The sequence below is a fragment of the Crossiella sp. CA-258035 genome, assembly GCF_030064675.1.
Lineage (GTDB): Bacteria > Actinomycetota > Actinomycetes > Mycobacteriales > Pseudonocardiaceae > Crossiella.
The window spans coordinates 577,990-604,699 of the sequence record NZ_CP116413.1; the positions used below are offsets into that span (position 1 = coordinate 577,990).

Below are 26,710 nucleotides of genomic sequence, written 5' to 3' on the forward strand. Positions count from 1 at the left end.
TCATTCGTGGTCTCGGCGGGGCAGCACCAGTGGCGCCCCGGTGCGCGGATGGGCCAGCACCTCGACCTGGTGCCGGTAGACCCGGCTGAGCAGCTCGCCGGTGAGCACCTTCGCCGGTGGCCCGGAGGCGGCCAGCTCGCCGCCGGAGAGCAGCGCGACCCGGTCCGCGTAGGCCGCGGCCAGGCCGAGGTCGTGCAGCACCACGACCACCGCGTCCCCGGCCGCGGCCCGGCGTTTCGCGATGCGCAGCACCGCTTCCTGGTGCCGCAGGTCCAGCGCGGCGGTGGGTTCGTCGAGCAGCAGCAGCCCGGCCCGCTGGGCCAGCACCCTGGCCAGCGCCACCCTGGCCCGCTCGCCGCCGGAGAGCGAGGGGAACCGGCGCCGGGCGAACTCGGTCACCTCGGTCTCCCGCATGGCCTCGGCGATGACCTCCTCGTCCAGCTCGGCCGCCGGCGTGCCCGCCCAGGGCGCGCGGCCCATCTCGACCACCTCGGCCACGGTGAACGGGAAGGACAGCAGAACCTGTTGCGGCAGCACGGCCCGCAGCTTGGCCAGCTCCTTCGGCCGGTAGCCGCCAACGGGTTTCCCGTGCACCAGCACCTGCCCCGCCGAGGGCGCGAGGTCCCCGGCCAGCGCGGCCAGCAGCGTGGACTTGCCCGCGCCGTTGGGACCGAGCAGCGCCAGCACCTCGCTGGTGCGCGCGGTCAGGCTCACCCCGTGCAGCACCGGCTGCCCGCCGAGGACCACGCCGACGCCGAGGGTCTCGGCGATCACCTGGCTCATGCCCACCCGCCCTGACGGGCCCTGGTGCGGCGCAGCAGCCAGAAGAAGAACGGCCCGCCGACCAGCGCGGTCAGCGCCCCGATGGGCAGCTCCACCGGCGCCATCGCGGTGCGCGCCACCAGGTCCCCGGCCACCACGACCACCGCCCCGCCCAGCGCGCTGACCGGGATCAGGTACCGGTGCCCAGGCCCGATGACCATGCGAACGACGTGCGGCACAACCAGTCCGACGAACCCGATCATGCCGGCCACGGCCACCGCCGCCGAGGTCAGCAGGGCCACCACGAACATCGAGGTGCCGCGCAGCCGCTCGATGTGCACGCCCAGGTGCCGGGCCGGTCGCTCGCCGAGCGCGAGCAGGTCCAGCTGCCTGGCGAACAGCGGCGCGAGCAACAGCCCGGCGATCGCGCAGGGCAGCACCGCGAGCACCTTCGGCCAGGTGGTCTGGGCCAGGCTGCCCATCATCCAGAACACCACCGAGCGCAGCTGGGCGTCGTTGGAGTAGGTGAGCAGCAGGTTGATCACCGCGCCGGTGGCCGCGTTCACCGCGATCCCGGTCAGCACCAGGGTGACCACCTCGGTCCGCCCGCCGGAGCGGGACACCAGGTACACCACCGCCACCGTGACCAGCCCGCCGGCGAAGGCCGCCGCGGGCAGCGTCCAGGTGCCCAGCGCGGTCACCCCGAGCACGGTCACCGCGCTGGCCGCCACCGCCGCGCCGCCGGAGACACCGACCACCGCGGGCTCGGCCAGCGGATTGCCGAACACGCCCTGCATCACCGCGCCCGCGCAGGCCAGCGAGGCCCCGACCAGCACCCCGAGCAGCACCCGGGGAAACCGGATCTGCCACAGCACCGCGTCCAGGTAGCCGGTCGGCGGCGCGCCGGCCAGCCCGAGCCGGTGCGCCACCGAGGCGAGCACATCGGCCACCGGGCTCGGGAAGGCCCCGATGCCCGCGCCCAGCAGGCAGAGCAGGACGAGCGCGATCCCCAGGCCCAGCACCAGGGCCAGGCGGCGTGTTCGCATCAGCGCAGGCCCTCCGCGAGCGCGGTGACCACCAGCGCGGTGCGCGGCCCGAAGTTGAGCAGCACGCCGTCCTCGATCGCGACCACCCGCCGGTTGGCCGCGGCCGGGGTCTGCGCGACCCCTGGCAGCTTGAGCAGCCCGTCCACGCCCTGCACCGAGTCCAGGCCCTTGCTCATCACCAGGAACACGTCCGGTTGCGCCTTGACCAGCGACTCCGCGGTCAGCGGGGTGAACGGGCCCAGCCCGAGCTCGGCGCCCACGTCACTGGCCCCGGCCGCCTCGATGATGGAGTCCGCGCCGGATCCCTTGCCGCCCAACAGGTAGACCGAGGCCGACCCGCGCAGGTACAGGAACGCCACCCGCGGTTTCGCTTGCCCCTGCGGCACTTTGGCCCTGGCCGCCGCGACCTCCGCCCTGGTCCGCTCGGCCAGTTCCCGGCCCGCGGCGGGCACCCCGAGCGCGGCGGCCACCGCCTCGATCCGGGTGAAGGTCTCCGGCATCCGCTTGGCGTCGGGCAGCACCACCACCGGCACCCCGGAGTCGCGCAGCTGGCTGATCGCCTCCGGCGGCCCGACGCCCGGTTCGGTGAGGATCACGCTGGGGCGCAAGGACAACGTGCTCTCCGCGGACACGTCGTGCCCGGAGGTCACCACCGGCAGGGCGCGCGCAGGCTCGAAGGTCGCGGCCACGTCCCGGCCCACCACGTTCGCGCCCAGCCCGAGGGTGAACACCACCTCGGAGATCGCCCCGGACAGCGGGATGATCCGGGACGCGTCGGTGACGGTCACCTTGCGCCCGTCCACCGAGTCCACCGTCACCGGCAGCACCGGCACGGGCGTGGCCAGCGGCTTGATCCGCTGCGCGTTCACCTCGGCCGCCGCCGCGGAGCTGGGCGCGTTGGCCGCCGGGGCTGGCGCGGCGCACCCGGCCAGCGCGAGCAGCAGCGCGCCCGCGAGCCACCGCGGGCTCACGAGGCGGACCGCCTGCGCCGCAACCGGAGCACCAGCACCGCGACCACCAGCACCAGCACCGCGCCGATCCCGGCCACCGCGACCGGCGGCAGCCAGCCGCTCTCCGCCGCGACCGGCACCGCCGCCGCGGGCTCCGGCCCGAACTTCACCGGCACCACCACATCCTGGGTGCGGTCCGCGGTGCGGGTGTGGTCGGTGCGGGTGACCAGCGCGCACTTCACCCCGCTGTCCCGGCAGTCGATCTTCGGCTCGGCCGAGAGCACCGGGCTGATCTTCAGCTCGGCGGTGAAGGTGCCGCCCTCGCCGAAGGGCTTGGCCAGGTCCTTGCCGTAGGCGGGCGGGTTGTTGGAGATCCACTTCGAGGACCCGCCGGCCCCGCTCAGGTCCGCGCCCCCGCCACACGGACCTGGTTGCTTGCCCGGCCCGTTGTCCACGCAGAAGGCCACGTAGATGCCCTTGTCCACCCGGTAGCCCTGGCCGGTGATGGTCACCGTCGCGCCGGCCTCGTCCAGCCCGCTGGTCTTGGAGACGGTGAGCTGCTGGCCGTAGTCGCCGGTGACCGTGGTGCCCTTCGCGTCCTGGGTGACCAGCCCCGCGCCCGGCACCCGGCTCACGGTCACCGCCGCCGGCGGCAGGTAGCCGCTCGGCGTGGTCTGCTGAGTCATTCCGCCCCCACTAGCCAGGTGAGTCTTGCCTATCTATTGTTAGCCTAACCTAACTTGGCTGGTTTGTTGATGGGGTGAACGGATGATGCGATCGGTCCGTCTGGCCGCCGCGGTGTTGCTGGGGCTCGTCTTCGCGCTACCGGGAACCGCTGTGGCCCAACAGGTTCCGGTCCTGTCCACGGACCGGGCCAGCGGCCTGGACCCGGCGGGGGAGCGCATCGTGGTGCGCGGCGCCGGGTTCGCCGCGCAGAGCACGCTGGCCCTGGGCACCTGGTCCGGCAGTACCGCCGATCCGGCCGGACCAGCCACCATCACCACCGGCAGCGACGGCGGTTTCGCGGCTGAGTTGCTGGTAACGCCGGCCTTCGCGCCCGAGGGCAGCCCGATCGAGCTGCGGGTGAGCGTGGCCGGAGTCGCCCCGCTGCCGCTGAAGTTCGGCGCGCACCCACCGGCCACGACGTCCAGCACCACGCCGAGCAGCCCGCCACCCGCCGCGACCTCCAGCGCCGCGCCGAGCGTCGACGTCAACCGCCGCGAGGCCGCCCCGCAGGCCGAAACCGCCGCGAGCCCGAAGCTCTCCGCCTCCAAGACACAGGGCCTCAAGGCCGCGGGGGAGAAGGTCACCGTCACCGGCTCCGGCTACAACGAGGCCAAGGGCATCTACGTGGCCGTCTGCGTGGACAACGGCCCCGGCAAGCAGCCGACACCCTGCCTCGGCGGCGTCGACATGTCCGGCAAGAACGGCAACTCCGTCTGGGTCTCCAGCAACCCGCCGCCCTACGGCAAGGACCTGGCCAAGCCCTACGGCCCCGGCGGCACCTTCTCCGTCGAGCTGACCGTGACCGCCAAGGACGAGTACACCGACTGCGCCGTGCTCAAGTGCGCCATCGTCAGCCGCGCCGACCACACCCTGGGCGCGGACCGCAGCCAGGACGTGGTCCTGCCGATCACCTTCGGCGGCAACGGAAACCCCACTCCGACCACGACCACCACCACCCCGCCACCCGGCGGTGGCGGTGGCGACCAGCCCGGCGGCGGCACGGGCGGGACCGGCGGCACCGGTGGTGGGCGGCCCGGGGGGCTGGCCAACACCGGTGCCGGGCCGATCCTGCCGATCGCGCTCGGCGGCCTGGCCCTGCTCGCCGGGGGCGCGTTCGCGCTCTACGCGGGCCGTCGAAGGTCCACTGTGGACTGATTAATCGGTTGCGGGACCGGCACGCCGCTGACACCGTCGGTGGGGTGTCCGTTCTGCTGGCGCGGAAAGTCACCCTGTCCTTCGGTCCGCGGACCGTGCTCTCGGAGGTCGACCTCGATGTCTCGCCCGGTGACCGCATCGGCCTGAGCGCGCCCAACGGGGCAGGCAAGTCCACCCTGCTCCGCGTGCTCGCCGGCGAGCTCCCGCCGGAGGAAGGCACGGTCACGCTGCGACCGGGCGCGGTGCTCGCGCACCTGACCCAGGAGACCGACCCCAGGCCGGGCGAGTCGCTGCGGGACCACCTGGCCCGGCGCACCGGCGTCGCGCAGGCCGAGGCGGAGCTCGAGCGCACCGCGGCCGCGCAGGCCACCGACCCCGGCGAAGGCGATGCCTACGCCAAGGCGCTGGACCACTGGACGGCGGTGGGCGCGGCCGACTTCGACGAGCGCGCCGCCGCGCTGTGCCAGCGCCTCGGCCTGCCCGCCGACCTGCTCACCGGCCGCACCCCCGGCCAGCTCTCCGGCGGCCAGGCGGCCCGGCTGCGGCTGGCCTCGGTGCTGCTGGCCCGCGCGGACGTGCTGCTGCTCGACGAGCCCACCAACGACCTGGACGCGCACGGCCTCGACCTGCTGGAACACCACGTGGCCGGGAGCAGGGCGGGCATCGTGCTGGTCAGCCACGACCGCGAGTTCCTGGCCCGCACGGTCACCTCGGTGGCCACCATCGACGAGTTCAGCCACCGGCTCTCCGTCTTCCGCGGCGGCTGGCAGGCATACCTGGACGAGCAGGAGACCCAGGCCCGGCACGCCCGCGAGGCCTACGAGAGCTATGCCGGGAAACGGGATTCGCTGTTGCAGCGCTCCCGCCGGATGAAGGAGTGGTCCCGCAGCGGCGTGCGCAGGGTGGCCAAGTCCGACGAGCCGGACAAGAACATCAAGGCCGCCAAGAAGCAGGGCGCGGAGAACACCGCCGCCCGAGGGTCCACTGTGGACAGAGAGCTGGCCAGGCTGACCGAGGTGGAAGAGCCTCGCGAGGCGTGGGAGCTGCGGCTCACCCTGCCCTCGGCCGGTCGTGGCAGCGAGATCGCCTTCACCCTGCGCGGCGCGGTGGTCGAACGCGGCGACGTCCGGCTCGGCCCGCTCGACCTCACCATCGGCGGCGGTGAGCGCTGGCGGATCACCGGCCCCAACGGCAGCGGGAAGTCCACCCTCCTCGGCGCGCTGCTCGGCCGGATCCCGTTGCTGGCCGGGGAAAGGTCGGTCGGCGCGAGCGTGCTGGTCGGCGAGGTGGACCAGCTCCGGCACACCTTCGACACCGAGGACAGCGCACTGGACGTGGTGATGGCCGCGACCGGCCTGCACGCCGAGCCGGCCCGCACCCTGCTGGCCAAGTTCCGGGTCGGCGCGGACGCCGTGCTGCGCCCGGCGCGCGAGCTCTCACCCGGCGAGCGCACCAGGGCCGGACTCGCCGTGCTGCAGGCCAGGGGCACCACCTGCCTGGTGCTGGACGAGCCCACCAACCACCTCGACCTGCCCGCCATCGAGCAGCTCGAACAGGCCCTCGCCGACTACCCCGGCACGCTGATCCTGATCACCCACGACCGCAGGCTGGCCGAGGCGGTCCGGGTCGACCACGTGCTGGACGTGACGGCCGAGAGCGGGCGCCCCCGACTGGCACCCGCCCCCGACCTCGATAAATAGCTCTATCCGCCGACGGTCCAGGTGTGCACCGGCTCACCGGAGTGCATGAGTTCCAGGTACCGCCGCAACATCCCGGTCAGCGCCGCCTCCCGGTCCAGCCCCCTGCTCTCCAGCCGGGCCACCGTCTCCCGCTGCCAGGTCGACCCGGTCCGCCGCGCCACGCACCGCTGCTCGATCACGCCGAGGTAGCGCTCGCGCGCGGCGTCGGAGACCCCGCACAGCCGCAGGCCCTCGTGCGCCATCGGCAGCAGCCGCCGCAGCACCAGCTCATCCGGCGGGATCCAGCCGATGCCCGGCCAGTACAGCTGCGCGTTCATCCCGTGCCGGGCGCCGCTGTAGAGGTTCTCCTCGGCCGCCTGGAAGGACATCTGGGTCCACACCGGCCGGTCCTGCGCGGTCAGCGCCCGCTGCGCGCCGTAGAAGAAGGCCGCGTTGGCCAGCACGTCCAGCACGGTCGGGCCCGCGGGCAGCACCCGGTTCTCCACCCGCAGGTGCGGCACCCCGTCCACGATGTCGTAGACCGGCCGGTTCCACCGCCAGATGGTGCCGTTGTGCAGCCGCAGCTCGGACAGCTTCGGCGCCCGTCCGGCGGCCAGCGCCTCCAGCGGGTCCTCCGGCTCGGTCTCCGGCAGCAGCGCCGGGAAGTAGCGGACGTTCTCCTCGAACAGGTCGAAGATGGAGGTGATCCACCGTTCGCCGAACCACACCCGTGGCCGGACCCCCTGGTTCTTCAGCTCCTGGGGGCGGGTGTCGGTGGCCTGCTCGAACATCGGGATCCGGGTCTCGTGCCAGAGCGCCTTGCCCAGCAGGAACGGCGAGTTCGCGGCCAGCGCGACCTGCACGCCGGCCAGGCACTGCGCGGCGTTCCAGTGCGCGGCGAAGTCGTTCGGCTCCACCTGCAGGTGCAGCTGCACCGAGGTGCAGGAGGACTCCGGCAGGATCGAGTCGGTGTAGCTGCGCAGCCGTTCGGGGCTCTTGCCCGGCATCGGCGCGCCCTCCATGTCCAGCAGCATCTCCTCGCCGCGCGCGCCGAAGATCTGCGCGTTCAGCAGGGAGTAGCGCGGACTCGTGGACAGCCACCGCGGATCGAAGTGCTCCCGCCGCAACGTGGGCAGCATGCCGATCATGGCCAGCGCGGCGCCCGCGTCGTGCGCCTTGCCGTCGGCGGCGTCCAGCTGCTGGCGCAGCTCCTCTTCCAGCTCCAGCGCCTCGTCCCCGGCCAGCGGCCGCGGCGCGACGTTGATCTCGATGTTGTACTGACCCAGTTCGGTCTGGAAAGCAGGGTCGGAGATCTTCTCCAGGACCACCGTGTTGGCCATGGCAGGACGCAGCGTCTCGTCGACGAGGTTCAACTCGATCTCCAGGCCCATCTGCTGCCGGGGGAAGGAGAAGTGGTTCTCGGCGAGCATCCGGGCGAGCGCGTCCAGGCAGCGCTGGACCTTGTCCCGATATCGCTGACGATCCTCCCTGGTGAACGTCCGGTTGGTCACGTCCCTTCCCATGCCGCCTCCCAATCGGTCGGCTGGTTCGGCCGGGCACACCAGCGGCGTCGCGAAGGCCAACCGTGACACAGCGTTTCCCGGGCTCGCCAGCCGCCAAACCGGTGCTCTCTGTTACATCGTCTTAACCAACAGCGACAAAGCACTGGTCAGAGCTTTCTTCACGGAGCAACGTTACTGGACAGTCTCTCTCAAACCGTGGGATGGCACACTGATCGGGTGGTGCAGGTGATCCAGATCGACGACCCGGCCGACGAGCGTCTCAACGACTTCCGCGACCTGTCTACCGCCGACCGGCGGCCGGACCGGCCCGGCGGCCGCGGCCTGGTGCTGGCCGAGGGGGTCGTGGTGGTCGAGCGCCTGCTCGCCTCGCCCTACCCGGTGCGCGCTTTGCTCGGCGTCCAGCGGCGCATCGAGGCCCTGGCCGACCAGCTCGAACCCGTGGCCGCGCCGGCGTACGTGACCAGCGCGGAGATCATGGCCGAGGTGGTCGGCTTCCACCTCAACCGCGGCGTGCTGGCCAGCGCGGACCGCGCGCCCATGCCCGCGCTGCCGGAACTGGCCAGCACCGCCAGGAGCCTGGCCGTGCTGGAGGGCGTCGGCGACCACGAGAACCTGGGCTCGATCTTCCGCAACGCGGCCGCGCTCGGCGTGGACGGCGTGCTGCTCGGTCCCGGCTGCTCGGACCCGCTGTACCGGCGCAGCGTCCGGGTCTCCATGGGCCACGTGCTGCGCGTCCCGTTCACCACCATCGAACCCTGGCCCGAGGGTCTGAAAACCCTGCGCGACAACGGTTTTCGCCTCGCCGCCATGACCCCGAGGGCGGAGGCCCTGCCGCTGCGGGAAGCTGTCGCCGGAGTGGAGAAGGTCGCGCTGCTGCTCGGCTCCGAGGGCCCCGGCCTCACCGAGGAGGCGATCACCGCCGCCGACCTGCCGGTCCGCATCCCGATGGCGGCGGGCGTCGACTCGCTCAACGTGGCAACCGCCGCCGCTGTGGCCTTCTACGAGATCGCCCAATCCCACTAGGCTCCGGCGACGTGGAACTGCACGCCCGCGAGGCCCGCGCCGTCCTCCTCCGCCCGGACCAGCCGGAGGAGGTGGACCCCGGCACGCTGCCGCTGCCCGCGGGACTGCTGGAGGCCCTGCACGAGTGGGCCGAGGTGGCCGAGGCGGTGGAGCTGTCCGAAGGCGCCGGCGAGGCCGTCTACCAGCGCGGCAGGCACCTGGCCTGGCGGCTGGCCGGCGCGCTGGACACCCCGGTGCGCTACGTGGACCCGGTCTCCGGCCAGGCCGAGGAGATCCAGCCACCGTCGCCCGCCCCGGCCCGCCCCGCGCCGCCGGTGGAGCCGACGCCGTGGGCGACCGGGCTGACCGTGAGCGTGTTCGTGGCCGCGATCGTGGTGGTCTCGATGGTGGCGCTGTCCCAGGGACTGAGCCTGGCCAGCCCGCTGCTCGCCTTCGGCGCGAACATCGTGATCGCGGGCGGTCTCGCGCCCTCGGTCTGGCTGGCCCGGCGCACCCCGGTGTGGCGCTGGGTGGCCTACGGCGTGGCCACCGGGATCGGCGTGGCGTGGCTGGCCCTGCTGCTCAGCTTGCTCGGGCCATGACCGGCGCCGGAAACAGACCCCAGACCGGCCAAAGGGAAGAGCGCTCCTGCCGTCTCGCTGTCACCGAGGCCGGTGGACCCCTGCAGGTGGTCCGCGGAAGCCGCTCTCCCCTTGTTCACGCCACGTGCGCTCCTCTAACCCCGCTGGGAACGCACGCCGAGTAAGACGTCCTCCCAGGAAGGCACGATCGGGTGGTTCTTCCGACCGCGCTTACCTGCGGGCTCGGTCCGCCGTGCGGGGGCGTGCGTGCCCAGGTCGGTCTCCGCGGCCTCTGACTTCTCGACCTCTTCCGCCTGCACCGGCTCGGTCGGTTCGATCAGGGGCGCGTCGGCCTGCTGGGCCAGCTCCTCCGGAAGCGGCTCTGGCTGGTAGCGCTGACCGTTGCTCGCCGGGGCCTGCCGGGGCTCCACCACGGGCGGTGGCGGCGGCATGGACTCGTCGATCACGGGCAGGATCTTGGTGTCGCCGTCGAGCTCCAGCGCCTGCTGCGCGAGCGGGGTGATCGCGCGCACGGTGCGGAGCGGACGGCCGGGTGTCGGGTCGATCAGGTCAGCGGCGTGCTCGTCCAGCGGCGTGATGGTGCCGCCGTGCGCGCCCGGGTGGAAGATCCAGTGCGCCCGGTTGTCCGAGCGGCCCGCTCGCCAGCGCAGCTGGATGACCCACTTGCCGTCCTCGCCGCGCCAGGAGTCCCAGTGCGCCACGGCGTAGTCCTGGCCGCGCAGGCCGAAGCCGTGCGCCACCACCTCGCCGAGGGTCTGCACGTCCGGGCCGTCCTCGCGGAGCGGGTGCGCGCGCTGGGCGAGCTCCGCGGTGCGGGACCGCTCCAGCAGCACGGGGTAGGCGTAGCGCTCGACCCGCTGCACCGGCAGCCCGGAGGCGGCGGCCACCTGCTCCACCGACTCACCGCCGCGGATGCGGGCCTGGATCTCCCGCGGGCGCATCTGGCTTTCCAGCTCGATCTGCGCCTGGCCGAGACGGGTGATGTCTCCGCGGGCGGCGGCCTTGAGCCGCTCGTCGGCCGGGAGCGTGAAGCGTTCGCCGCGCTCGTCTTCGAGGACGAGCACTTGCGCGTCCTCGTCGAGCCCGACTACTCGCAGCGCTCGCATCGCGGCCTCCCGGAAACTTTCACCTCGCTAGCGGACACGGTATGTCGGCGAGCCTGCTTGACGGGGCAGGCGCGCCGACACCACGACTATCTGCACCCGATCTTGCCTGATCGGGGCACAGGCTCGCACCCGCAAATCACAACGGTGTCACTTAGCGGGAGGTGACAGCGTCAGCCGAGCTGCCCGACCACCCAGTCCACAGACTGTGTGAGCTTCGTCACATCGTCCGGGTCGATGGCCGGGAACATGGCTACGCGGAGTTGATTACGACCGAGCTTCCGGTACGGCTCGACGTCCACCACGCCGTTGGCCCGGAGCACCTTGGCCACCACCGCAGCGTCCACCGAGTCGGCGAAGTCGATGGTGCCCACCACGTGCGAGCGCTTGGCCGGATCGGTGACGAACGGGGTGGCGAACTCGCTGTTCTCCGCCCAGTCGTACAGCCGCGAGGAGGAGTCCGCGGTGCGCGCGGTGACCCAGTCCAGGCCGCCGTTGCCCAGCATCCACTCGATCTGGTCGGCCAGCAGGAACAGCGTGGCCACCGAAGGGGTGTTGTAGGTCTGGTCCTTGCGCGAGTTGTCCAGCGCGGTCGGCAGGGACAGGAACTCCGGCACCCAGCGCCCGCTCGCGCCGATCTCCTCCACCCGCGCGATCGCGGCCGGGCTCATCAGCGCCAGCCACAGGCCGCCGTCGGAGGCGAAGCTCTTCTGCGGCGCGAAGTAGTAGACGTCGAACTCCTCGGCGCGCACCGGCAGGCCGCCCGCGCCCGAGGTCGCGTCGATGGCCACCAGCGCGTCCCCGGCGTCGGCTGGCCGCTCCACCGGGACCATCACGCCGGTGGAGGTCTCGTTGTGCGCCCAGCCGATCAGGTCTGCCTCGGGGGAGCCGACGGGCGTGGGGGCGTCGCCGGGCTCGGCCTTGACCACGATCGGCTCGCCCAGGAACGGCGCGGTCTTGGCCGCCTTGGCGAACTTGGCGGAGAACTCGCCGTAGGTCAGGTGCAGCGAGCGCTCGCGGATCAGGCCGAAGGTGGCCGCGTCCCAGAACGCGGTGGTGCCGCCGTTGCCGAGCACCACCTCATAGCCCTCGGGCAGCGCGAACAGCTCGGACAGCCCCGCGCGCACCCGCCCGACCAGCTGCTTGACCGGCTTCTGGCGGTGCGAGGTGCCCAGCACCGCGCCACCCTCGGCGGCCAGCCTGGCCAGCTGCTCCGGCCGGATCTTGGACGGCCCGCAGCCGAAGCGGCCGTCACTCGGGCGCAGCTCCGCCGGGAGCCGGAGGGTGGTGGGGTCGGCCGTCTGCGTCATCACGGCGCCTTTCGCTTCGCGGTGGTCAACAGCGCCGGCGCCGTTGCCGGAGGTGCCCAGTGTTGCAGCCGGATGGCCTACTGGTTACCGGTGGGTGCCCCAGCTCACCCGTGGTTGATGGTCTCCCAGCCCTCGACCTCGTCGGGCTTGCGCGGTCCCGGCCCGAGGTACTGCGCGGAGGGCCGGACCAGCCGCCCGGTGCGCTTCTGCTCCAGGATGTGCGCGGCCCAGCCCGCGGTGCGGGCGCAGGTGAACATCGCCGGCATCATGTGCGGCGGCACCTCGGCGAAGTCCAGGATCACCGCGGCCCAGAACTCCACGTTGGTCTCGATGGCCCGGTCCGGGCGGCGCTCGCGCAGCTCGGCCAGCGCGGCCTGCTCCAGTGCCGCGGCCACCTCGTAGCGGGCCGCGCCCAGCTCCTGGCAGGTCCGGCGGAGCACCCTGGCCCGCGGGTCCTCGGCCCGGTACACCCGGTGGCCGAAGCCCATCAGCCGCTCCTTGCGGTCCAGGATGTCGGCGACCACCTTGCGCGCGTCGCCGGAGCGCTCCACCGCCTCGATCATCGGCAGCACCCGGGCGGGCGCGCCGCCGTGCAGCGGGCCGGACATCGCGCCGATCGCGCCGGAGAGGCAGGCCGCCACGTCCGCGCCGGTGGAGGCGATCACCCTGGCGGTGAAGGTGGAGGCGTTGAGGCCGTGCTCGGCCGCGGACACCCAGTAGGCGTCCACCGCCTTGACGTGCCGGGGATCAGGCTCGCCGCGCCAGCGGGTCATGAACCGCTCGGTGACCGAGGAGCACTCGTCGATCCGGGACTGCGGCACCGCGGCCACGCCGATGCCGCGCGCGGACTGGGCCACATAGGACAGTGCCATCACCGAGGCCCGCGCGGCGTTCTCCCGCGCCTGCTCGTCGGTGATGTCCAGCAGCGGCTGGTAACCCCAGATCGGGGCCAGCATGGCCAGCGCGGCCTGCACGTCCACCCGCACGTCGCCGGTGTGCACCGGGATCGGGAACGGTTCAGCCGGCGGCAGTCCGGCGCCGAAGCGGCCGTCCACCAGCAGTGTCCACACGTTGCCGAAGGTGACCGTGCCGGCCAGGTCCTCGATGTCCACGCCGCGGTAGCGCAGCGCGCCGCCGTCCCGGTCTGGTTCGGCGATCTCGGTCTGGAAGGCGACCACGCCCTCCAGGCCCGGCCGGAAGGTCGGGTCGGCTGCCTGCTCCTGCACCACGTTGTGCCCCTCTCCCTGAGCGTTGGCGCCACCCTTCCGCGTGCGCGCGGTGTCGGCAATCACCTCCTGTGGTGGCATCCGTCACCACTCAGGCGGTTTCGCATTCGTGGATTTCGCCGTACGGTCCGCTGTCACGGTGCTACGCGGGGTGCCCCGTCGGGGAGGAGTTCGACATGCCGGACGCCAACATCACACTCCCGGCGATGAGAGTGTCGTACGAGGCAGGGGCCTTGGACGAGACCTCGCTCGCCGGTACCTGGCACGAGCAGCTCCAGTTGTGGCTGAACGACGCGATCGGCGCGGGACTGCCCGAGCCGAACGCGATGATCCTGGCGACATCGGACACCGAGGGCCGGCCGTCCTCACGCACCGTGTTGGCCAAGGGGCTTGATACACGCGGACTGGTGTTCTTCACCAACTACACCTCCACCAAGAGTCACGATCTGCTGGCGACGCGGTTCGCATCCGCGACTTTTCCCTGGTTCGCCATGCAGCGGCAGGCCACCGTGCGGGGCGCGGTGGAGCGGGTCAACGCGGCGGAGACCGCGGAGTACTGGAACTCGCGGCCCAGGGGCTCGCAGCTGAGCGCGTGGGCTTCGCCGCAGTCGCGGGTGGTCAACGACCGGCACGCGCTGGAGAACGCGCTGAACATGGCCAAGCGCCGGTTCGCCGACGCCGAGCAGATCCCGGTGCCGCCGCACTGGGGCGGCTGGCGGATCCGGCCGGAGATGGTCGAGTTCTGGCAGGGCCGCAAGGACCGGATGCACGACCGGCTGCGCTTCCGGGCCAGCCGCGACGGGTGGCAGGTAGAGCGCCTCGCCCCCTGAGCGGTACCGGACAAACGCATTCCCTTAGCCACGCTAACGGCCTAACATCCGACGGGTGACTGGGGACCCCGATGCCGTGCGCGTCGACGCCGAGAAGCCGCCCAGACCTGGCCTCCGGGCCAGGCTGGGGCGCATCCTGCTGGACACCCGCCCACTGAAGATCCTGGCCTACCGGCGGTTGTGGCTCTCCAGCACGATCACCGTGATCGGCTCCCAGCTCAGCACGGTCGCCGTGCCCAAGCAGCTGTTCGACCTGACCGGCTCGTCCGCCTACGTCGGACTGGCCGGTCTTTTCGGTGTGGTGCCTTTGATCGTCTTCGGCATCTGGGGCGGCGCGGTCGCCGACACGGTGGACCGGCGGAAGCTGTTGCTGGTCACCAACACCGGTATCGCGGTCACCGCGCTGCTGCTGTGGGCGCAGGCGGCCACCGGCATCGGCTCGGTGTGGACGGTGCTCAGCCTGTTCGCGGTGCAGCAGGCCTTCTTCGCGATGAACATGCCCGCGCGCAGTGCCGCGATCGCCCGCCTGGTGCCGCTGGACCAGCTGCCGGCCGCGCAGGCGCTGGGCTCCACCGTGTTCATGTTCGCCGCGGTGTTCGGGCCGCTGGCCGCCGGCTCGTTGATCGCGGTGCTCGGCCTGCCCACGCTGTACCTGATCGACGCGATCGCGTTGTGCGCCACGCTCTGGGCGGTGTGGAAGCTGCCCCCGCTGCCGCCGCTGAACGGGCCGTCCCGCCGGGCCGGGCTGGGCGATGTGGTGGACGGCTTCCGCAACCTCATCGGGCAGAAGGTGCTTTTGGCCTCCTTCCTGCTGGACATCATCGCGATGGTGGCCGGCATGCCGCGCGCGCTGTACCCGGAGATGGCGGTGCGCACCTTCGGCGATCCCGAGGGCGGCGGCTTCGCGCTGGGCTGGCTGTACGCGGCGATGCCGTTGGGGGCGCTGCTCTTCGGCCTGTTCTCCGGCTGGAGCTCACGGGTCTCCCGGCACGGCGTGGCGCTGACCTTCGCGATCATCGGCTGGGGCCTGAGCATCATCGGGCTGGGCCTGGCCACCGAGCTGTGGGTGGCGGTGCTGTTCCTGGCGCTGGGCGGCGCGGCCGACGTGGTGAGCATGATCTTCCGCGGCGCGATGCTCCAGCAGGCGGTCACCGACGACATGCGCGGCCGGACCCAGGGCGTGTTCACCGTGGTGGTGGCCGGCGGGCCGCGGTTCGCCGACCTGGCGCACGGCACCGCCGGCGCGGCCTTCGGCACCGCGGTCGCGGTCTCCGGCGGCGGCGTGCTGGTGATCGTGCTGACCGTGCTCGCGGTGGTCTGCATCCCGGTGATCTGGCGCTACCGTGCGCCGATCAGCGGAGATCAGCCCGGTGTGGATCAGCCCAGGGTGGACAGTGTGGTGGCCAAGGAGAAGCCGAGCAGCAGCGGCCAGTAGATCAGCCGGGGGGCCAGGTTGTCCCGCCAGCGGATCAGCCCGATCGGCGTGCGCGCGGTGACCAGCAGCGCGTTGATGGCGCTGATCAGCACCACCAGGTAGAGCCCGAACGAGAAATATTCCAGGTACACGATGCCGGGTGCGGCGGTGGCCTCGCGGATCGCGTTCTGCCGCACCGCGACCACCAGCACCATGCTCACCGCGAAGCTGATCACGCCGAAGGAGGTGAACCCGACGAAGGTGCGCCGCAGCTCGTCGCCGTTGGTGGTGATGAACAGCGCGGCGAAGACCAGCACCGCGATGAACCCGATCGGCACCAGCGTCTCGAACAGCGGGCCCTGGAACTGCCTGGTCACCAGCAGGTTGAAGTACAGCTCGGGGAACGGCGGCCGGTCGGTGTAGCGGCCGAGGCCGAAGTTGGTGGTGTAGTCGTGCTTGGAGAAGCTGAACGAGGTGGACTGCGGCTGCCACCGCGAGGTGACGAACTGCGGGTCCAGGCCGTGCATGTGCTCCGGCTGCCACGGGCCAGGGTAGGCGCCGAAGTCCGGCACCAGCACCACGCCGCGGCTGAAGTCCGGGTGCCACATCCGGATCCACACGTCCTGGCGGTCGAGTGGGTAACGGGTGTAGTCGAACTTCTGCACGAACGCGGTCTTGAAGTACCAGCCGATCACCTCGGCGTCGCCGTCCCGGTGCCGGTAGGCCTGCTTGACCGGGTAGGAGTCGTCGGCCTCCGGTAGCACCACGCCCCTGGTCAGCCCGGCCGGCAGGCTGTCCGGGTAGCGCTGCCAGACGTAGCCGCTGACCTGCACCTCGTTGCTGGCGGCGAACCTGATCGACTCCAGGTAGACGCCGGTGGGGATCTGCGCGACGGAGTCGCTGCCCGGCGGCAGCTGCCTGGCCAGGTAGGCCGAGGTCTCCTCGGTGGAGCGCACCACCTCGCCGATCACCACCCGGTGGTCCTCCTCCTGCGCGGTGTTCCACACCACGACCATGCCGAGCAGGCAGAACCCGCTGAAGGCCGCCGAGCACAGCCAGTACCGCCAGGCCTGCCGCCCGAACGGCCGGACCACCAGCAGCACCACACCGGAGAGGCAGATGAGCCCGGTGACCAGCAGCGGCGGCAGGTGCCTGCGCTGGTCGAACAGGCACAACAGCACGAAGGCGGTCGCGCTGAGCACGCACAGCCCGGCGATGGCCCACTCGACCCGGCGATAGCGCTCCTGCCCCATGCGGGCCACAGTGGCGGGCGGGCCGGGTCAGTGCCCGGTGTGGCGCGCCAGGTTCAGCCGGTCGGGGAATCCAGTGCCGCCGCCAGGATGTCGGTGAGCAGCGCGGCGCACCGGCCGTCCGGGTCCAGATCGGGGTCGTAGATGCCCACGTCCAGGCCGAGGCAGCCGGGATCGCGCAGCAGCCCGGCGAGCAGTCCGGTCAGCTCCGCCGCGGTCAGCCCGGCCGGGTTGGGCGAGTCGACCGCGGGCATCAGGCTGGCGTCCAGGGTGTCCACGTCCAGGTGGACCCAGAACCCGGCCAGCCCGGCGAACCGGTCCCGCGCCCAGTCCGCCACCACGCCCGCGCCCAGGCGGCGGATGTCCTGCGCGGTGCGCACGCCGATGTCCGTTGTGGACAGTTCGGTGACGTCGGACTCGTCCTCCGGCCCCATGCCCAGCAGCACCGCGTCCGCGTCGGCGACCAGCGGCCGCAGCCCGTCCAGATCGGTGAGATCCGGCTGTCCGCGACCGGTGACCAGGGCCAGCGCCTCGCCGCCCGCCGCGCCCACCCGGTCGGAGTTGCCGGGGTGCCGGAAGTCCGAGTGACCGTCCACATAGGCCAGTCCGTGCCTGCCGGATCGCCGCCGCAGCGCCAGCATCGGGCCCAGCGCGATCGAGCACTCGCCGCCGAGCACCAGCGGCAGCTCACCCCGTTCGTGGATGGCGTCGACCCGGTCGGCCAGCCGTCTGGCGTACTCGGCGATCAGCGGCGCGTGGAAGACGCCGTCGCCCTCCCGCCAGTCACCCCGGTCGTACCTCGGGGCCACCAGGCAGCCGGCGTCCCTGGCGCCGAGCCTGGTCAGCAGTCCGGCATCGCGCAGCGCGCCGGGCGCCTTGGCGCAGCCGGGCACGGCGCCGGGGGCGGGCGGGCGGAGTCCGAGGTTGGACGGCGCGTCCAGCACGGCGATGGTCGGCATGGCATGAGTTCATACCCGACACGGTCGAATCAGCCCACCGAGTTGTGCCGGGGCGGCTACGGTGGGCCGGTGCTCACTGCATGGGGGCTGACCAAGGCCTATGAGGGACGTACGGTCGTCGATCAGGTGAGTTTCGAACTCCAGCCTGGCACCGTGACGGCCTTCCTCGGGCCGAACGGGGCGGGCAAGTCGACGACCCTGCGCATGATCACCGGACTGACCGTGCCGAACGCGGGCCGCGCGATGGTCGCGGGCCGCCCGTTCACGGCCTGGCCCAACCCCTCGCACGTGGCCGGCGTGCTGCTGGACGCCGCCGCCGTGCACCCCGGCCGCAGTGGCCGGGGCCACCTGCGGATGGCCGCCACGCTGGCCGGGGTGCCCGCCCGCCGGGCCGATGAGGTGCTGGAGACGGTGGGCCTGGCCGACGCGGCCACCCGCAAGATCGGCAAGTACAGCCTCGGCATGCGCCAGCGCCTGGGCATCGCGCACGCCCTGCTCACCAACCCGCCGCTGCTGGTGCTGGACGAGCCGATCAACGGCCTGGACCCCGAGGGCATCCGCGCGGTCCGCAACCTGCTCCGCGGCCACGCCGCCAGGGGCGGCACGGTGCTGCTGTCCAGCCACGTGCTCTCCGAGGTGGACCAGACCGCGGACCGGGTGCTGGTGATCGGCAACGGCCGCATCGTCGCCGACGGCCCACTGTCCACATTGACCACCTCCTCGCGTTCCCTGGTCCGCGCCAAGGACATGAACAAGCTCGCCGAGACCCTGCAACGCGCCGGGGTCGCCATCCAGCCCGCGCCGGACGGCTTCATGGCCGCGCACGCCTCGGTCGAACAGGTCTCCGACCTCACCTTCGCCGCGGGCATCCCGCTGCTGGGCCTGCGCGAGGAGCAGATGAACCTGGAGGACCTGTTCTTCCGGCTCACCGGGGGAGGACGACCGGCATGACGCACGGCTACCCAGGACAGCAGGCCCCCGGCTACCCGCAGACCGGCCCGCAGCCGATGCCGGGCGGCCACCCCGGCCAGCCCTACCCGCCGCAGCAGCCCGGCTTCCCGCCCGGCCCCGGCGGCCACCCCGGCCCGCACACCGGCAGCCACCCCGCGCCCGGACCGCACACCGGTCAGCAGCCCGCCGTGCCCGGCCCGCCGCCCGGCATGCCCGCGCCCGGCCAGTCCGGCCCGGTCGCCACCGGCCCGTGGGCCGAGCGCGCGGCCAAACCCGCGAGCTTCCTCCGCCTGGTCGCGGTGGAGTTCCGCAAGCTGGTCGGCACCCGCTCGGACAAGATCGTGCTGGCCTTCTCGCCGGTGTTCCTGGTCGGCGTGCTCAGCCTGATCATCCTGCCGCAGTACTACCTGCGCTCGGCCTCCGACCAGATCCTGCCCAACCTGCTCGGCGTGCAGCTCGGCCAGCTGCTGCTGTTCGTCGCGGTGATCAAGCTGATCGCCGGGGAGTGGCAGTACAAGAGCGTGCAGCCGACCCTGCTGGTGCAGCCCTCCCGGCTGCGCTACCTGCTCGCCCAGGCCGCGGTGCTGGTCGGGGTGTGGCTGCTGGCCACGCTGGTCACCTTCATCGCCGGGCCGCTGCTGGTGAAGACCCGCACCGCGATGAACCTCCAGTCCAACTGGCTGGGCATGCGGCCGGGCTGGACGCTCGGGGTGATCGCGCTGGCCACCGCGCTGGTGCTGCTGTCCGCGATGGTGATCGGCACGCTGATCCCGAACACCGCGGCCGCGATCACCGTGTTCTTCGTGGCGGTGCCGCTGCTGACCTTCGCCAGGGCCGGGCTGCCCGAGGTGATCGGCATGATCTACCCGCTGGAGGCCGCCTACGCGATGGCCGGGCTCGGTGTCGGCGTGGTGCAGACCATCGTCTCGGTGCTGGTCTGGGTCGGTCTGCTGGTCTTCGGCGCGCTGGTGGTCAGCAGGCGGGACGCCGGCTGAGCCTCAGCTCTTGCGGCTGCCGCCGTCGGGGTCGATGGCGGGCAGCAGCTTGCCGGCGAAGTCCCGTGCTCGCGGGCAGAGCTGGTCCCGGCTGGCCGCGGGGTCGAACTTCTCGTCCAGCTTGCGCTTGGCCTCGGTCTCGGCGTCGGTGTAGTAGATCGAGACCTTGAACGGGGTGGACGAACCGGTGTCCACCACCAGCTCGCAGCTGGCGTTGTCGTAGCCGAGGCTCTGCACCGCGTAGTAACGCTCGGCCACGATCAGCCGCTCGAAGTACCGCCCGGCGACCTCGTCGCCCTTCCACACGTCGGAGAAGAACTTCTGCTCCGACTTCCGGTCCCGCTGCGCGAACTGGGCGATCATGAACTCGCCCCACTCCTCCGCGCCGATGCACGCCTGGTTGTTGAACCCGGTCCTGGGCGGCTTGGTCAGCCCGAGCAGGGTGGTGATGTTCGGCGGCAGCGTCTTGCAGGTGTTGTCGAAGACCGGCTTGCGGCCCTTCTGGAAGTCCAGGTTGTCGTAGGCCACCGCGTCCGGGTCCAGCTTCGGCGCCGGTGCGCCGACCGGGGGCTCCGGCGGCGAGGTGCAGGCCGAGGCCACGGCAAGGGTGGCCAGCAGGGAGGAGACCAGGACTGCGCGCTTGCCCATGGCTGGTAGTTCAGCACATTCGGCCGATCAGGGTGACGATTTGGTGTACCTAGTTCGAAACACGGTCGGGTGGCTCCCAGCACGCGCTGTGACCAGGCACACTTTCCGCTTATGGCGAGCGAAGCGAAAGCCCAGGGGGCTCCCGAGACGAACGCCGGCCAGCCTGAGCTGAAGCGGGCGATCGGGTCGAAGCTGCTGCTGTTCTTCGTGATCGGCGACATCCTCGGCACCGGTGTGTACGCGCTGACCGGCACGGTGGCCGGGAAGGTCGGCGGGGCGCTGTGGGTGCCCTTCCTGCTGGCCTTCGTGGTGGCGTTCCTGACCGCGTTCAGCTACTTGGAACTGGTCGGCAAGTACCCGAAGGCCGCGGGCGCCGCGCTGTACACCAACCGCGCGTTCCGGATGCCGTTCCTGACCTTCATGGTGGCCTTCGCGGTGATGTGCTCCGGCATCACCTCGGCCTCCTCGGCGGCGGTGGCCTTCGGCGGCACCTACCTCAAGGCGTTCGTGGAGACCCCCGGCCCGTGGGTGGCCATCGGGTTCCTCGCGCTGCTCGCCTTCATCAACTTCCGCGGCGTCGGCGAGTCGGTGAAGGCCAACGTGGTGCTCACCATCATCGAGCTGTCCGGTCTGCTGATCGTGATCGGCATCGGCGTCTACGCGGTGTTCAACGGCATGGGCGAGCCGTCCCGGCTGATCGAGTTCAACACCGCCGACCAGAGCACACTGATCGCGATCACCTCGGCGACCTCGCTGGCCTTCTTCGCCATGGTCGGCTTCGAGGACTCGGTGAACATGGCCGAGGAGTGCAAGGACCCGGTGCGGATCTTCCCGCGCTCGATGCTGATGGGCATGGGCATCGCGGGTTCGGTCTACCTGCTGGTGGCGATCACCTCCTCGCTGCTGGTGCCGGCGGGCGACCTCGCGGCGGCCAAGAGCAGCGCGTTGCTGAAGGTGGTCCAGATCGGCGCGCCCGCTTTCCCGCTGGCGCTGTTCGCCTTCATCGGCCTGTTCGCGGTTGCCAACTCGGCCCTGATCAACATGCTGATGGCCAGCCGCCTCGTCTACGGCATGGCCAACGAGCGGATCATCCCGCTGCCCTTCGGCAAGGTCCACCAGACCCGGCGCACCCCGTGGATCGCCATCCTGTTCACCAGCCTGATCGCGGTGATCCTGGTGTCCACCCTGGACATCAGCGTGCTGGGCGGCACCACCGCGCTGCTGCTGCTGATCGTGTTCACCATCGTCAACATCGCCTGCCTGGTGCTGCGCAAGGACAAGGCCGAGCACAAGCACTTCCGCGCACCCACCATCCTGCCCATCCTGGGCGCGGTGACCTGTGCCTACCTCGCGCTGCCGTTCTCCGGGCGGCCGGCGGAGGACTACAAGCTGGCCGGCATCCTGCTCGGCGTCGGCCTGCTGCTGTGGATGGTCAACTGGCTGGTCGTGCGCAAGCAGCACGGCAAGATCGAGTTCGACGCCGCCAACCTCGGTAAGAACTGAAGGCGCGTGTTTGACTGCGTGCCGTGACAGTGAACGGTGCGCAGTTCGAGATCACCGACGGCCCGGTCCGGGCGGTGGTCAACGAGGTGGGGGCGGCGCCGCGGATCCTGGAGATCGGCGGCCTGCCCTACCTGGAAACCTATCCGGAGGACCACACCCCGCCGATGGGTTGCGGCGCGGTGCTGGTGCCCTGGCCGAACCGGGTGCTGGACGGCCGCTGGAACTACGACGGCGGTGTCCAGCAACTCGCGCTGACCGAACCGGCCAGGGGCAACGCCAGCCACGGCCTGCTGCGCCACACCAGCTGGCAGCCGGAGATCCACTACCTGGACCGGATCACGCTGGGCGCGGACGTCAACGTGCAGCCCGGCTGGCCGGTGCGGCTGCGGGCCACGGTCACCTACCGGGTCCAGGACGGCGGCCTGAACGTCACGCACACCGTGGCCAACCGCGGCCACCAGCCGGTGCCCTTCGGCGTCGGCGCGCACCCCTACCCGCGGGCGGGCCAGGCGGAGACCGACGAGTGCACCCTGGAGCTGGCCGCGACCACCGCGCTTGAGCTGGACCCCGAGCGCAAGGTGCCGGTCGGCGACCCGGTGCCGGTCGCCGGGACCGACCTGGACTTCCGTTCGGCCCGGCTGCTCAAGGGCGTGGAGCTGGACACCGCGTTCGGCGGCTGCCTGCCCGCGCAGGACGGGCTGGTGCACCACGTGCTGCGCGGGCCGGACGGTGGCGTGGAGCTGTGGGCCGACCCGGTGTTCTCCTGGGTGCAGGTCTACACCCCGGACGGCTTCCCCGACCGCGGGCGGGCGGTGGCCATCGAGCCGATGACCTGCCCGCCGAACGCGTTGAACAGCGGCATCGACCTGATCACCCTGGCGCCGGGGGAGACCTGGTCGGCGAGCTGGGGGATCAGAGCAGTCGGTTGATCTCGGCGGCCACCAGGTCCGGTTGCTGCAACGGGACCAGGTGGTCGGCCCGCTCGGCCAGCACGTGCCGCCCGTGCGGGAGCGCGGCGGCGAAGGCCCGGTGCGTCTCGATCAGCACCGGGCGGAACTTCTTCTCCGCCGGTCCGGTGCGGCCTGCCGAGATGACCGTGGTCGGCACCTGCGGCAGCCGCAGCGGCGGCAGTTCGGCCAGGCCGCCGGGCAGCGCGCGCACCTCGGCGGCGGCGGCGGTGAGGAAGCCGGGGCTCAGCTCCTCATCGGTGATCTCCCTGGCGATCTCCGGCGGGAAGTCGCGGTGCAACCGCCCGCGCAGCAACAGCTTCAGCAACCCGGTGCGGGCGAGCAGCGCGCCCGTCCGGTAGCCCAGGCTGACCAGCCGGAACTGCTTGCCCTCGTGGTAGTGCGGCAGCTCCTCCTGCACCTGGTCCACCAGCACCAGCCCGGCCACCAGCTCCGGCCGCAGGTGCGCCACGTGCCGGACGACCACCCCGCCCAGGCTGTGCCCGACCAGCACCGCGCGCCGGATCCCTGCCGCGGCAAGCAGGTCGAGCAGGTCCTCGGTCATCCTGGACACCGTGCGCGGGCCGGGATCGGGGGTGCTGCGGCCCAGTCCGGCCCGGTCGTAGACCAGGGTGGCGGCCTGGACCTGGGGCTCCACCAGGGTCCAGCTGCCCCGGTTGGCGCCGATGCCGGACTCGAAGACCACCACGGGTTCGCCCGTGCCACGGCGGATCAGGTGCAGGCAACGGCCGTCGCGGGTGCGGATGTGTTGGGACATCACGGTCGAGGTTTCCACGTCCCGAGTGGATGAACCCGGCCAACACGCCGTCCGCGCCGCTTCCCGCGGCCAGTGGCCGGTGCTTCACTGCCCCGATGGCCGACATCTCGGTGCAGCTGGGCGATGTCCAGGAAACCCTGCTCGCCACCCTGTACGCCCGCGCGGTGGAAACCGGCAAGAAGCGCGGCCTGCTGCGCGATGAGACCGCCGCCCGGATGGTGGCCAGGATCGACTACGACTTCACCCGCTTCGGTCGCTCGCCGATGCTGCTCGGCTCGGTGCTGCGCACGCTGATCCTGGACGAGTGGGTGCGCGAGTTCCTCGACGCCAACCCCGGCGGCACCGTGGTGGAGATCGGCGCCGGCCTGAACACCCGGTTCGAGCGGCTGGACAACGGGCGGGTGCACTGGGTGGACCTGGACCTGCCGGACGCGATGGCGCTGCGCCGCCGGTTCTTCACCGAATGCGATCGCCGCAAGCTGGTCGGGGCCTCGGTGCTGGAAGAGGACTGGCCGGATGCGGTCCGCGCGCTGCCCGGCCCGTACTTCTTCGTCGCCGAGGGCGTGCTGCTGTACTTCCCGCCCGCCCAGGTCCGGCTGGCCCTGGCCGGGCTGGCCAGGCACTTCCCCGGCGCGGGGCTGGCCTTCGACACCGCGGGCCGCTGGCTGGTGGACAACCAGGACGCGCCGGTGTTCGAGAAGAACGTGACCGCGAGCTTCCGCTGGTCCTGCGACGATCCCACGGTGATCGGCGAGTGGGGGCTGGGCCTGCGGCACCGCGACTCCCGCACCCTGCTCCAGCTGCCCAAACGGCTGGCCCGCTCGCTGCCGCCGCAGACCCGCGCCACCCTCGGCGTGGTGCGTGCCGCGCTGCGCAGCCGGGCCCGCGGCTACCAGGTCAGCCTGTTCGACCTGGAGCCGCACGTGCCCGAACCGGCCTCTCCCGCTGACCGGATCGGCTGACCGAACCGGACAAGACCCTTCGGGTCGGCGGCATACTCGGTTAGCGTGTCCCGCCGTGGACATCGCGATCACCGGTGGATATGTGGTGCCCGTCGAGGGCGAGCCGATCGACGGCGGCACGGTGCTGATCTCCGACGGCAAGATCGTCGCGGTCGGCACCGAGGAGGCCGTGGACGTGCCAGAGGACGCGCAGGTGGTGGACGCCGCGGGCACCTGGGTGCTGCCGGGGTTCGTGGAGGGCCACGCGCACGTCGGCATCCACGAGGAGGCCGAGGGCTGGGCAGGCCAGGACACCAACGAGATGACCGACCCGAACGGGGCCAGGCTGCGCGCCATCGACGCGATCAACCCGGCCGACACCGGGTTCGCCGACGCGCTCTCCGGCGGGGTCACCACCGCGGTGGTCAAGCCGGGCTCTGGCAACCCGATCGGCGGCCAGACCGTGGCGCTGAAGTGCTGGGGCCGGACCGTGGACGAGATGGTCGTGGTCAACCCGGCCAGCGTGAAGAGCGCGCTGGGCGAGAACCCGAAGCGGGTCTACGGCGAGGCGAAGAAGCTGCCCTCCACCAGGATGGGCGTGGCCGCGGTCATCAGGGACGCGTTCACCAAGGCCCAGGACTACCAGAAGAGGCGGGAGCACGCGGCGGCGGAGAACAAGCCGTTCGACCGCGATCCCACGCTGGAGGTGCTGGTGCGGGTGCTCGACGGCGAGCTGCCCTGGGCCCAGCACAGCCACCGCGCCGACGACATCGCCACCGCGCTGCGGCTGGCCGAGGAGTTCGGCTACCGGCTGATCGTCCACCACGGCACCGAGGCGCACCTGATCGCCGACCTGCTCGCCGAGCGGGACATCCCGGTGATCATCGGCCCGCTGTTCACCGCCAGGTCCAAAGTGGAGCTGCGCCAGCGCTCGCTGCGCAACCCCGGCCTGCTGGCCAAGGCCGGCGTGCGGATCGCGCTGACCACCGACCACCCGGTGGTGCCCATCCACTTCCTGGTGCACCAGGCCACCCTCGCGGTCAAGGAGGGCCTGGACGAGCGGACCGCGCTGCGCTCGATCACGGTCAACCCGGCCAAGATGCTCGGCCTGGCGGACCGGATCGGCTCGCTCAAGCCCGGCGCGGACGCCGACGTGGTGCTCTGGTCCGGCGACCCGCTGGACGTGATGAGCCGCGCGCTGCGGGTCTTCGTGGACGGCCGCGAGGTCTACACCTTCGACGAGCACCGCGGCGAGGGCGTCGTGGCCAGCCCCTACCGGCGAGGAGCCCGTTCATGATCATTGTTGGTGGCGAGGCCCTGGTCGACCTGGTCCCCGATCCGTCCACAATGGACGGTGAGCTGGGTCCGCTGCTGCCGCGCCTGGGCGGCGGCCCGTACAACGTGGCGGTCGCGCTGGGCAGGCTGGGCGTGGCCGCCGGGTTCGTCTCCCGGCTCTCCACCGACCAGTTCGGCGACGCGCTGCTGGACCGGCTGGTCGCCTCGGGCGTGGACGTCTCCGGCGTGCAGCGCGGCGCGGAGCCCACCACGCTGGCCGTGGTCGGCCTGGCCGCGGACGGCTCGGCCCGCTACTCCTTCCACGTGGAGGGCACCGCGGACCGCCTGGTCGCCGACCCCGGCCCGCTGGCCGCGGAGGCCACCGCGCTCGCCCTCGGCACGCTGTCGCTGGTGCTGGAGCCGGGCGCGAGCGCGTACGAGGCGATGATGCGCCGGGAGGCCGGGCGCGGGCTGTTCGTCTCGCTGGACCCCAACATCCGCGCCGGGCTGATTCCGGACCCGGACGCCTACCGGGCCCGGTTCCGCGGCTGGCTGCCGCACGTGACCCTGCTCAAGCTGTCCGTGGAGGACGCGGACTGGCTCGGCGCGGACGTGCCCGGCTGGCTCGGTCAGGGACCGGCCGCAGTGCTGCTCACCCACGGCGGCGACGGCCTTGAGGTGCGCACCGTGGACGGGCTGTCGGTGCGGGTCCCGGCGACCGAGGTGGACGTGGTGGACACCATCGGCGCGGGCGACACCGTGCACGCCGCCCTGCTCGGCTGGCTGGCCCAGCAGGGCGCGCTGTCCAGGGATGCCCTGGGTGACCTCAGTGAGGGGCAGTGGGCGGCCGCGCTGGAATTCGCCGGGCGGGCCGCCGCGCTCACCTGTTCCAGGGCGGGGGCCGAACCGCCGTATGCGGCAGAACTCCAGAGTCCTTAATTGCCGGCGTTTTCCGCGCGGCAAATAAATCGATATTTCCAGGTGCTGGATCAACCACGATCAAGAATCACGGCGGGTAGCCGGACGGCACGCTGCACCCGAGTGGTCCAGTCCACTAGGTGACCCTGGTTACCCACCGGTACCGCGCTACCCCGAGGACGATCTTGATCGATGCATCTGGCACTGTAGTGGACGT

General features: G+C 72.0%; 25 protein-coding genes. 13 read left to right on the plus strand and 12 right to left on the minus strand.

All coding sequences use genetic code 11. The features are described 5' to 3' along the window. The 4 genes from N8J89_RS02790 to N8J89_RS02805 are packed head-to-tail and all read right to left on the minus strand — an operon-like array spanning position 1 to position 3,444. Positions 1-783 carry a heme ABC transporter ATP-binding protein gene (locus tag N8J89_RS02790; protein ID WP_283662789.1) on the minus strand — a complete coding sequence of 261 codons (783 nt, stop codon included), beginning with the start codon at positions 781-783 and terminating at the stop codon, positions 1-3. Further along, a complete protein-coding gene (locus N8J89_RS02795; RefSeq protein ID WP_283662790.1) occupies positions 780-1,808 on the minus strand; it encodes a FecCD family ABC transporter permease in 1,029 nt (342 codons plus the stop codon). Before N8J89_RS02795 ends, N8J89_RS02790 begins: the two co-directional genes overlap by 4 nt. Beyond that, complete coding sequence (locus tag N8J89_RS02800) at positions 1,808-2,779, minus strand: heme/hemin ABC transporter substrate-binding protein (protein WP_283662791.1); 972 nt, start codon at positions 2,777-2,779, stop codon at positions 1,808-1,810. Before N8J89_RS02800 ends, N8J89_RS02795 begins: the two co-directional genes overlap by 1 nt. After that, positions 2,776-3,444, minus strand: a complete 669-nt coding sequence (locus tag N8J89_RS02805) for a neocarzinostatin apoprotein domain-containing protein (RefSeq protein WP_283662792.1) — start codon at positions 3,442-3,444, stop codon at positions 2,776-2,778. The genes N8J89_RS02800 and N8J89_RS02805 overlap by 4 nt, the downstream gene beginning before the upstream one ends. Before the next feature lie 85 nt (positions 3,445-3,529). Between N8J89_RS02805 and N8J89_RS02810 the strand changes: the two genes are divergently transcribed. After that, entirely contained in the window at positions 3,530-4,639 is a 1,110-nt protein-coding gene (locus N8J89_RS02810; protein ID WP_283662793.1) for a hypothetical protein, read from the plus strand. Positions 4,640-4,683: 44 nt separating this feature from the next. Beyond that, positions 4,684-6,339 carry an ABC-F family ATP-binding cassette domain-containing protein gene (locus N8J89_RS02815; protein ID WP_283662794.1) on the plus strand — a complete coding sequence of 552 codons (1,656 nt, stop codon included), beginning with the start codon at positions 4,684-4,686 and terminating at the stop codon, positions 6,337-6,339. 2 nt (positions 6,340-6,341) lie between these two features. Here the strand turns inward: N8J89_RS02815 and N8J89_RS02820 are convergent, their stop codons facing one another. Next, positions 6,342-7,841, minus strand: coding sequence for a glutamate-cysteine ligase family protein (locus tag N8J89_RS02820; protein WP_283662795.1), 1,500 nt, complete (start codon positions 7,839-7,841; stop codon positions 6,342-6,344). 216 nt (positions 7,842-8,057) lie between these two features. Here N8J89_RS02820 and N8J89_RS02825 point away from each other — a divergent pair, with 216 nt between their 5' ends. Both N8J89_RS02825 and N8J89_RS02830 read left to right on the plus strand, forming a co-directional pair. Beyond that, on the plus strand, positions 8,058-8,864 hold the full coding sequence (locus tag N8J89_RS02825; RefSeq protein ID WP_283662796.1) for a TrmH family RNA methyltransferase: 807 nt from the start codon (positions 8,058-8,060) through the stop codon (positions 8,862-8,864). An 11-nt stretch (positions 8,865-8,875) separates the two neighbouring features. Beyond that, positions 8,876-9,445 carry a DUF2537 domain-containing protein gene (locus N8J89_RS02830; RefSeq protein WP_283662797.1) on the plus strand — a complete coding sequence of 190 codons (570 nt, stop codon included), beginning with the start codon at positions 8,876-8,878 and terminating at the stop codon, positions 9,443-9,445. Positions 9,446-9,579: 134 nt separating this feature from the next. Here the strand turns inward: N8J89_RS02830 and sepH are convergent, their stop codons facing one another. The 3 genes from sepH to N8J89_RS02845 all read right to left on the minus strand — a co-directional run bounded on the left by sepH (position 9,580) and on the right by N8J89_RS02845 (position 13,084). Beyond that, positions 9,580-10,551 (minus strand): septation protein SepH, encoded by a 972-nt coding sequence (gene sepH / locus N8J89_RS02835; protein WP_283662798.1) that lies wholly within the window; start codon positions 10,549-10,551, stop codon positions 9,580-9,582. A gap of 170 nt (positions 10,552-10,721) precedes the next feature. Beyond that, a complete protein-coding gene (serC, locus tag N8J89_RS02840) occupies positions 10,722-11,858 on the minus strand; it encodes a phosphoserine transaminase (protein WP_283662799.1) in 1,137 nt (378 codons plus the stop codon). Positions 11,859-11,962: 104 nt separating this feature from the next. Continuing rightward, the gene (locus N8J89_RS02845) at positions 11,963-13,084 is read right to left on the minus strand and encodes a citrate synthase 2 (protein ID WP_283662800.1); all 1,122 of its coding nucleotides are present in this window, start codon (positions 13,082-13,084) and stop codon (positions 11,963-11,965) included. Positions 13,085-13,290: 206 nt separating this feature from the next. Here N8J89_RS02845 and pdxH point away from each other — a divergent pair, with 206 nt between their 5' ends. Then, positions 13,291-13,914 carry a pyridoxamine 5'-phosphate oxidase gene (gene pdxH, locus N8J89_RS02850; protein ID WP_502868412.1) on the plus strand — a complete coding sequence of 208 codons (624 nt, stop codon included), beginning with the start codon at positions 13,291-13,293 and terminating at the stop codon, positions 13,912-13,914. Between the two features lie 55 nt (positions 13,915-13,969). Then, positions 13,970-15,349: an MFS transporter gene (locus tag N8J89_RS02855; RefSeq protein WP_502868413.1), complete on the plus strand. Its 1,380-nt coding sequence runs from the start codon at positions 13,970-13,972 to the stop codon at positions 15,347-15,349. Here N8J89_RS02855 and N8J89_RS02860 read toward each other — a convergent pair. After that, a complete protein-coding gene (locus N8J89_RS02860; RefSeq protein WP_283662802.1) occupies positions 15,292-16,581 on the minus strand; it encodes a hypothetical protein in 1,290 nt (429 codons plus the stop codon). The genes N8J89_RS02855 and N8J89_RS02860 overlap by 58 nt on opposite strands. A 53-nt stretch (positions 16,582-16,634) precedes the next feature. Continuing rightward, complete coding sequence (locus N8J89_RS02865; RefSeq protein ID WP_283662803.1) at positions 16,635-17,537, minus strand: arginase family protein; 903 nt, start codon at positions 17,535-17,537, stop codon at positions 16,635-16,637. A gap of 126 nt (positions 17,538-17,663) precedes the next feature. Between N8J89_RS02865 and N8J89_RS02870 the strand changes: the two genes are divergently transcribed. After that, positions 17,664-18,488, plus strand: a complete 825-nt coding sequence (locus N8J89_RS02870) for an ABC transporter ATP-binding protein (RefSeq protein WP_283662804.1) — start codon at positions 17,664-17,666, stop codon at positions 18,486-18,488. Beyond that, a complete protein-coding gene (locus N8J89_RS02875; protein ID WP_283662805.1) occupies positions 18,485-19,483 on the plus strand; it encodes a hypothetical protein in 999 nt (332 codons plus the stop codon). The genes N8J89_RS02870 and N8J89_RS02875 overlap by 4 nt, the downstream gene beginning before the upstream one ends. A gap of 3 nt (positions 19,484-19,486) precedes the next feature. Here N8J89_RS02875 and N8J89_RS02880 read toward each other — a convergent pair whose 3' ends face one another. Continuing rightward, positions 19,487-20,131 (minus strand): hypothetical protein, encoded by a 645-nt coding sequence (locus N8J89_RS02880; protein ID WP_283662806.1) that lies wholly within the window; start codon positions 20,129-20,131, stop codon positions 19,487-19,489. Positions 20,132-20,242: 111 nt separating this feature from the next. Between N8J89_RS02880 and N8J89_RS02885 the strand changes: the two genes are divergently transcribed. After that, positions 20,243-21,634 (plus strand): APC family permease, encoded by a 1,392-nt coding sequence (locus N8J89_RS02885; RefSeq protein ID WP_283662807.1) that lies wholly within the window; start codon positions 20,243-20,245, stop codon positions 21,632-21,634. A gap of 23 nt (positions 21,635-21,657) precedes the next feature. After that, on the plus strand, positions 21,658-22,563 hold the full coding sequence (locus tag N8J89_RS02890; RefSeq protein WP_283662808.1) for an aldose 1-epimerase family protein: 906 nt from the start codon (positions 21,658-21,660) through the stop codon (positions 22,561-22,563). On the opposite strand, the gene N8J89_RS02895 is transcribed toward N8J89_RS02890, so the two are convergent. Then, entirely contained in the window at positions 22,547-23,359 is an 813-nt protein-coding gene (locus N8J89_RS02895) for an alpha/beta fold hydrolase (RefSeq protein ID WP_283662809.1), read from the minus strand. The two genes, N8J89_RS02890 and N8J89_RS02895, sit on opposite strands and share 17 nt — an antisense overlap. A 95-nt stretch (positions 23,360-23,454) precedes the next feature. On the opposite strand from N8J89_RS02895, the gene N8J89_RS02900 reads away from it, so the two are divergent. The 3 genes from N8J89_RS02900 to N8J89_RS02910 are packed head-to-tail and all read left to right on the plus strand — an operon-like array spanning position 23,455 to position 26,514. Beyond that, positions 23,455-24,321 (plus strand): class I SAM-dependent methyltransferase, encoded by an 867-nt coding sequence (locus N8J89_RS02900; protein WP_283662810.1) that lies wholly within the window; start codon positions 23,455-23,457, stop codon positions 24,319-24,321. Positions 24,322-24,376: 55 nt separating this feature from the next. Beyond that, positions 24,377-25,597 carry an amidohydrolase gene (locus tag N8J89_RS02905; RefSeq protein WP_283662811.1) on the plus strand — a complete coding sequence of 407 codons (1,221 nt, stop codon included), beginning with the start codon at positions 24,377-24,379 and terminating at the stop codon, positions 25,595-25,597. Then, on the plus strand, positions 25,594-26,514 hold the full coding sequence (locus N8J89_RS02910) for a carbohydrate kinase family protein (RefSeq protein WP_283662812.1): 921 nt from the start codon (positions 25,594-25,596) through the stop codon (positions 26,512-26,514). The genes N8J89_RS02905 and N8J89_RS02910 overlap by 4 nt, the downstream gene beginning before the upstream one ends. The last annotated feature ends 196 nt before the right edge of the window (positions 26,515-26,710 follow it).

Excerpts from the sequence above, each read along its gene's own strand:
- pdxH (WP_502868412.1), top strand. The coding sequence starts at position 13,291 with ATGAGAGTGTCGTACGAGGCAGGGGCCTTGGACGAGACCTCGCTCGCC.
- N8J89_RS02885 (WP_283662807.1), top strand. The coding sequence starts at position 20,243 with ATGGCGAGCGAAGCGAAAGCCCAGGGGGCTCCCGAGACGAACGCCGGC.
- N8J89_RS02875 (WP_283662805.1), top strand. The coding sequence starts at position 18,485 with ATGACGCACGGCTACCCAGGACAGCAGGCCCCCGGCTACCCGCAGACC.
- N8J89_RS02820 (WP_283662795.1), bottom strand. The coding sequence starts at position 7,841 with ATGGGAAGGGACGTGACCAACCGGACGTTCACCAGGGAGGATCGTCAG.
- sepH (WP_283662798.1), bottom strand. The coding sequence starts at position 10,551 with ATGCGAGCGCTGCGAGTAGTCGGGCTCGACGAGGACGCGCAAGTGCTC.
- N8J89_RS02790 (WP_283662789.1), bottom strand. The coding sequence starts at position 783 with ATGAGCCAGGTGATCGCCGAGACCCTCGGCGTCGGCGTGGTCCTCGGC.
- N8J89_RS02795 (WP_283662790.1), bottom strand. The coding sequence starts at position 1,808 with ATGCGAACACGCCGCCTGGCCCTGGTGCTGGGCCTGGGGATCGCGCTC.
- N8J89_RS02880 (WP_283662806.1), bottom strand. The coding sequence starts at position 20,131 with ATGGGCAAGCGCGCAGTCCTGGTCTCCTCCCTGCTGGCCACCCTTGCC.
- N8J89_RS02860 (WP_283662802.1), bottom strand. The coding sequence starts at position 16,581 with ATGGGGCAGGAGCGCTATCGCCGGGTCGAGTGGGCCATCGCCGGGCTG.
- N8J89_RS02900 (WP_283662810.1), top strand. The coding sequence starts at position 23,455 with ATGGCCGACATCTCGGTGCAGCTGGGCGATGTCCAGGAAACCCTGCTC.
- N8J89_RS02805 (WP_283662792.1), bottom strand. The coding sequence starts at position 3,444 with ATGACTCAGCAGACCACGCCGAGCGGCTACCTGCCGCCGGCGGCGGTG.
- N8J89_RS02865 (WP_283662803.1), bottom strand. The coding sequence starts at position 17,537 with ATGCCGACCATCGCCGTGCTGGACGCGCCGTCCAACCTCGGACTCCGC.
- N8J89_RS02895 (WP_283662809.1), bottom strand. The coding sequence starts at position 23,359 with ATGTCCCAACACATCCGCACCCGCGACGGCCGTTGCCTGCACCTGATC.
- serC (WP_283662799.1), bottom strand. The coding sequence starts at position 11,858 with ATGACGCAGACGGCCGACCCCACCACCCTCCGGCTCCCGGCGGAGCTG.
- N8J89_RS02810 (WP_283662793.1), top strand. The coding sequence starts at position 3,530 with ATGCGATCGGTCCGTCTGGCCGCCGCGGTGTTGCTGGGGCTCGTCTTC.
- N8J89_RS02910 (WP_283662812.1), top strand. The coding sequence starts at position 25,594 with ATGATCATTGTTGGTGGCGAGGCCCTGGTCGACCTGGTCCCCGATCCG.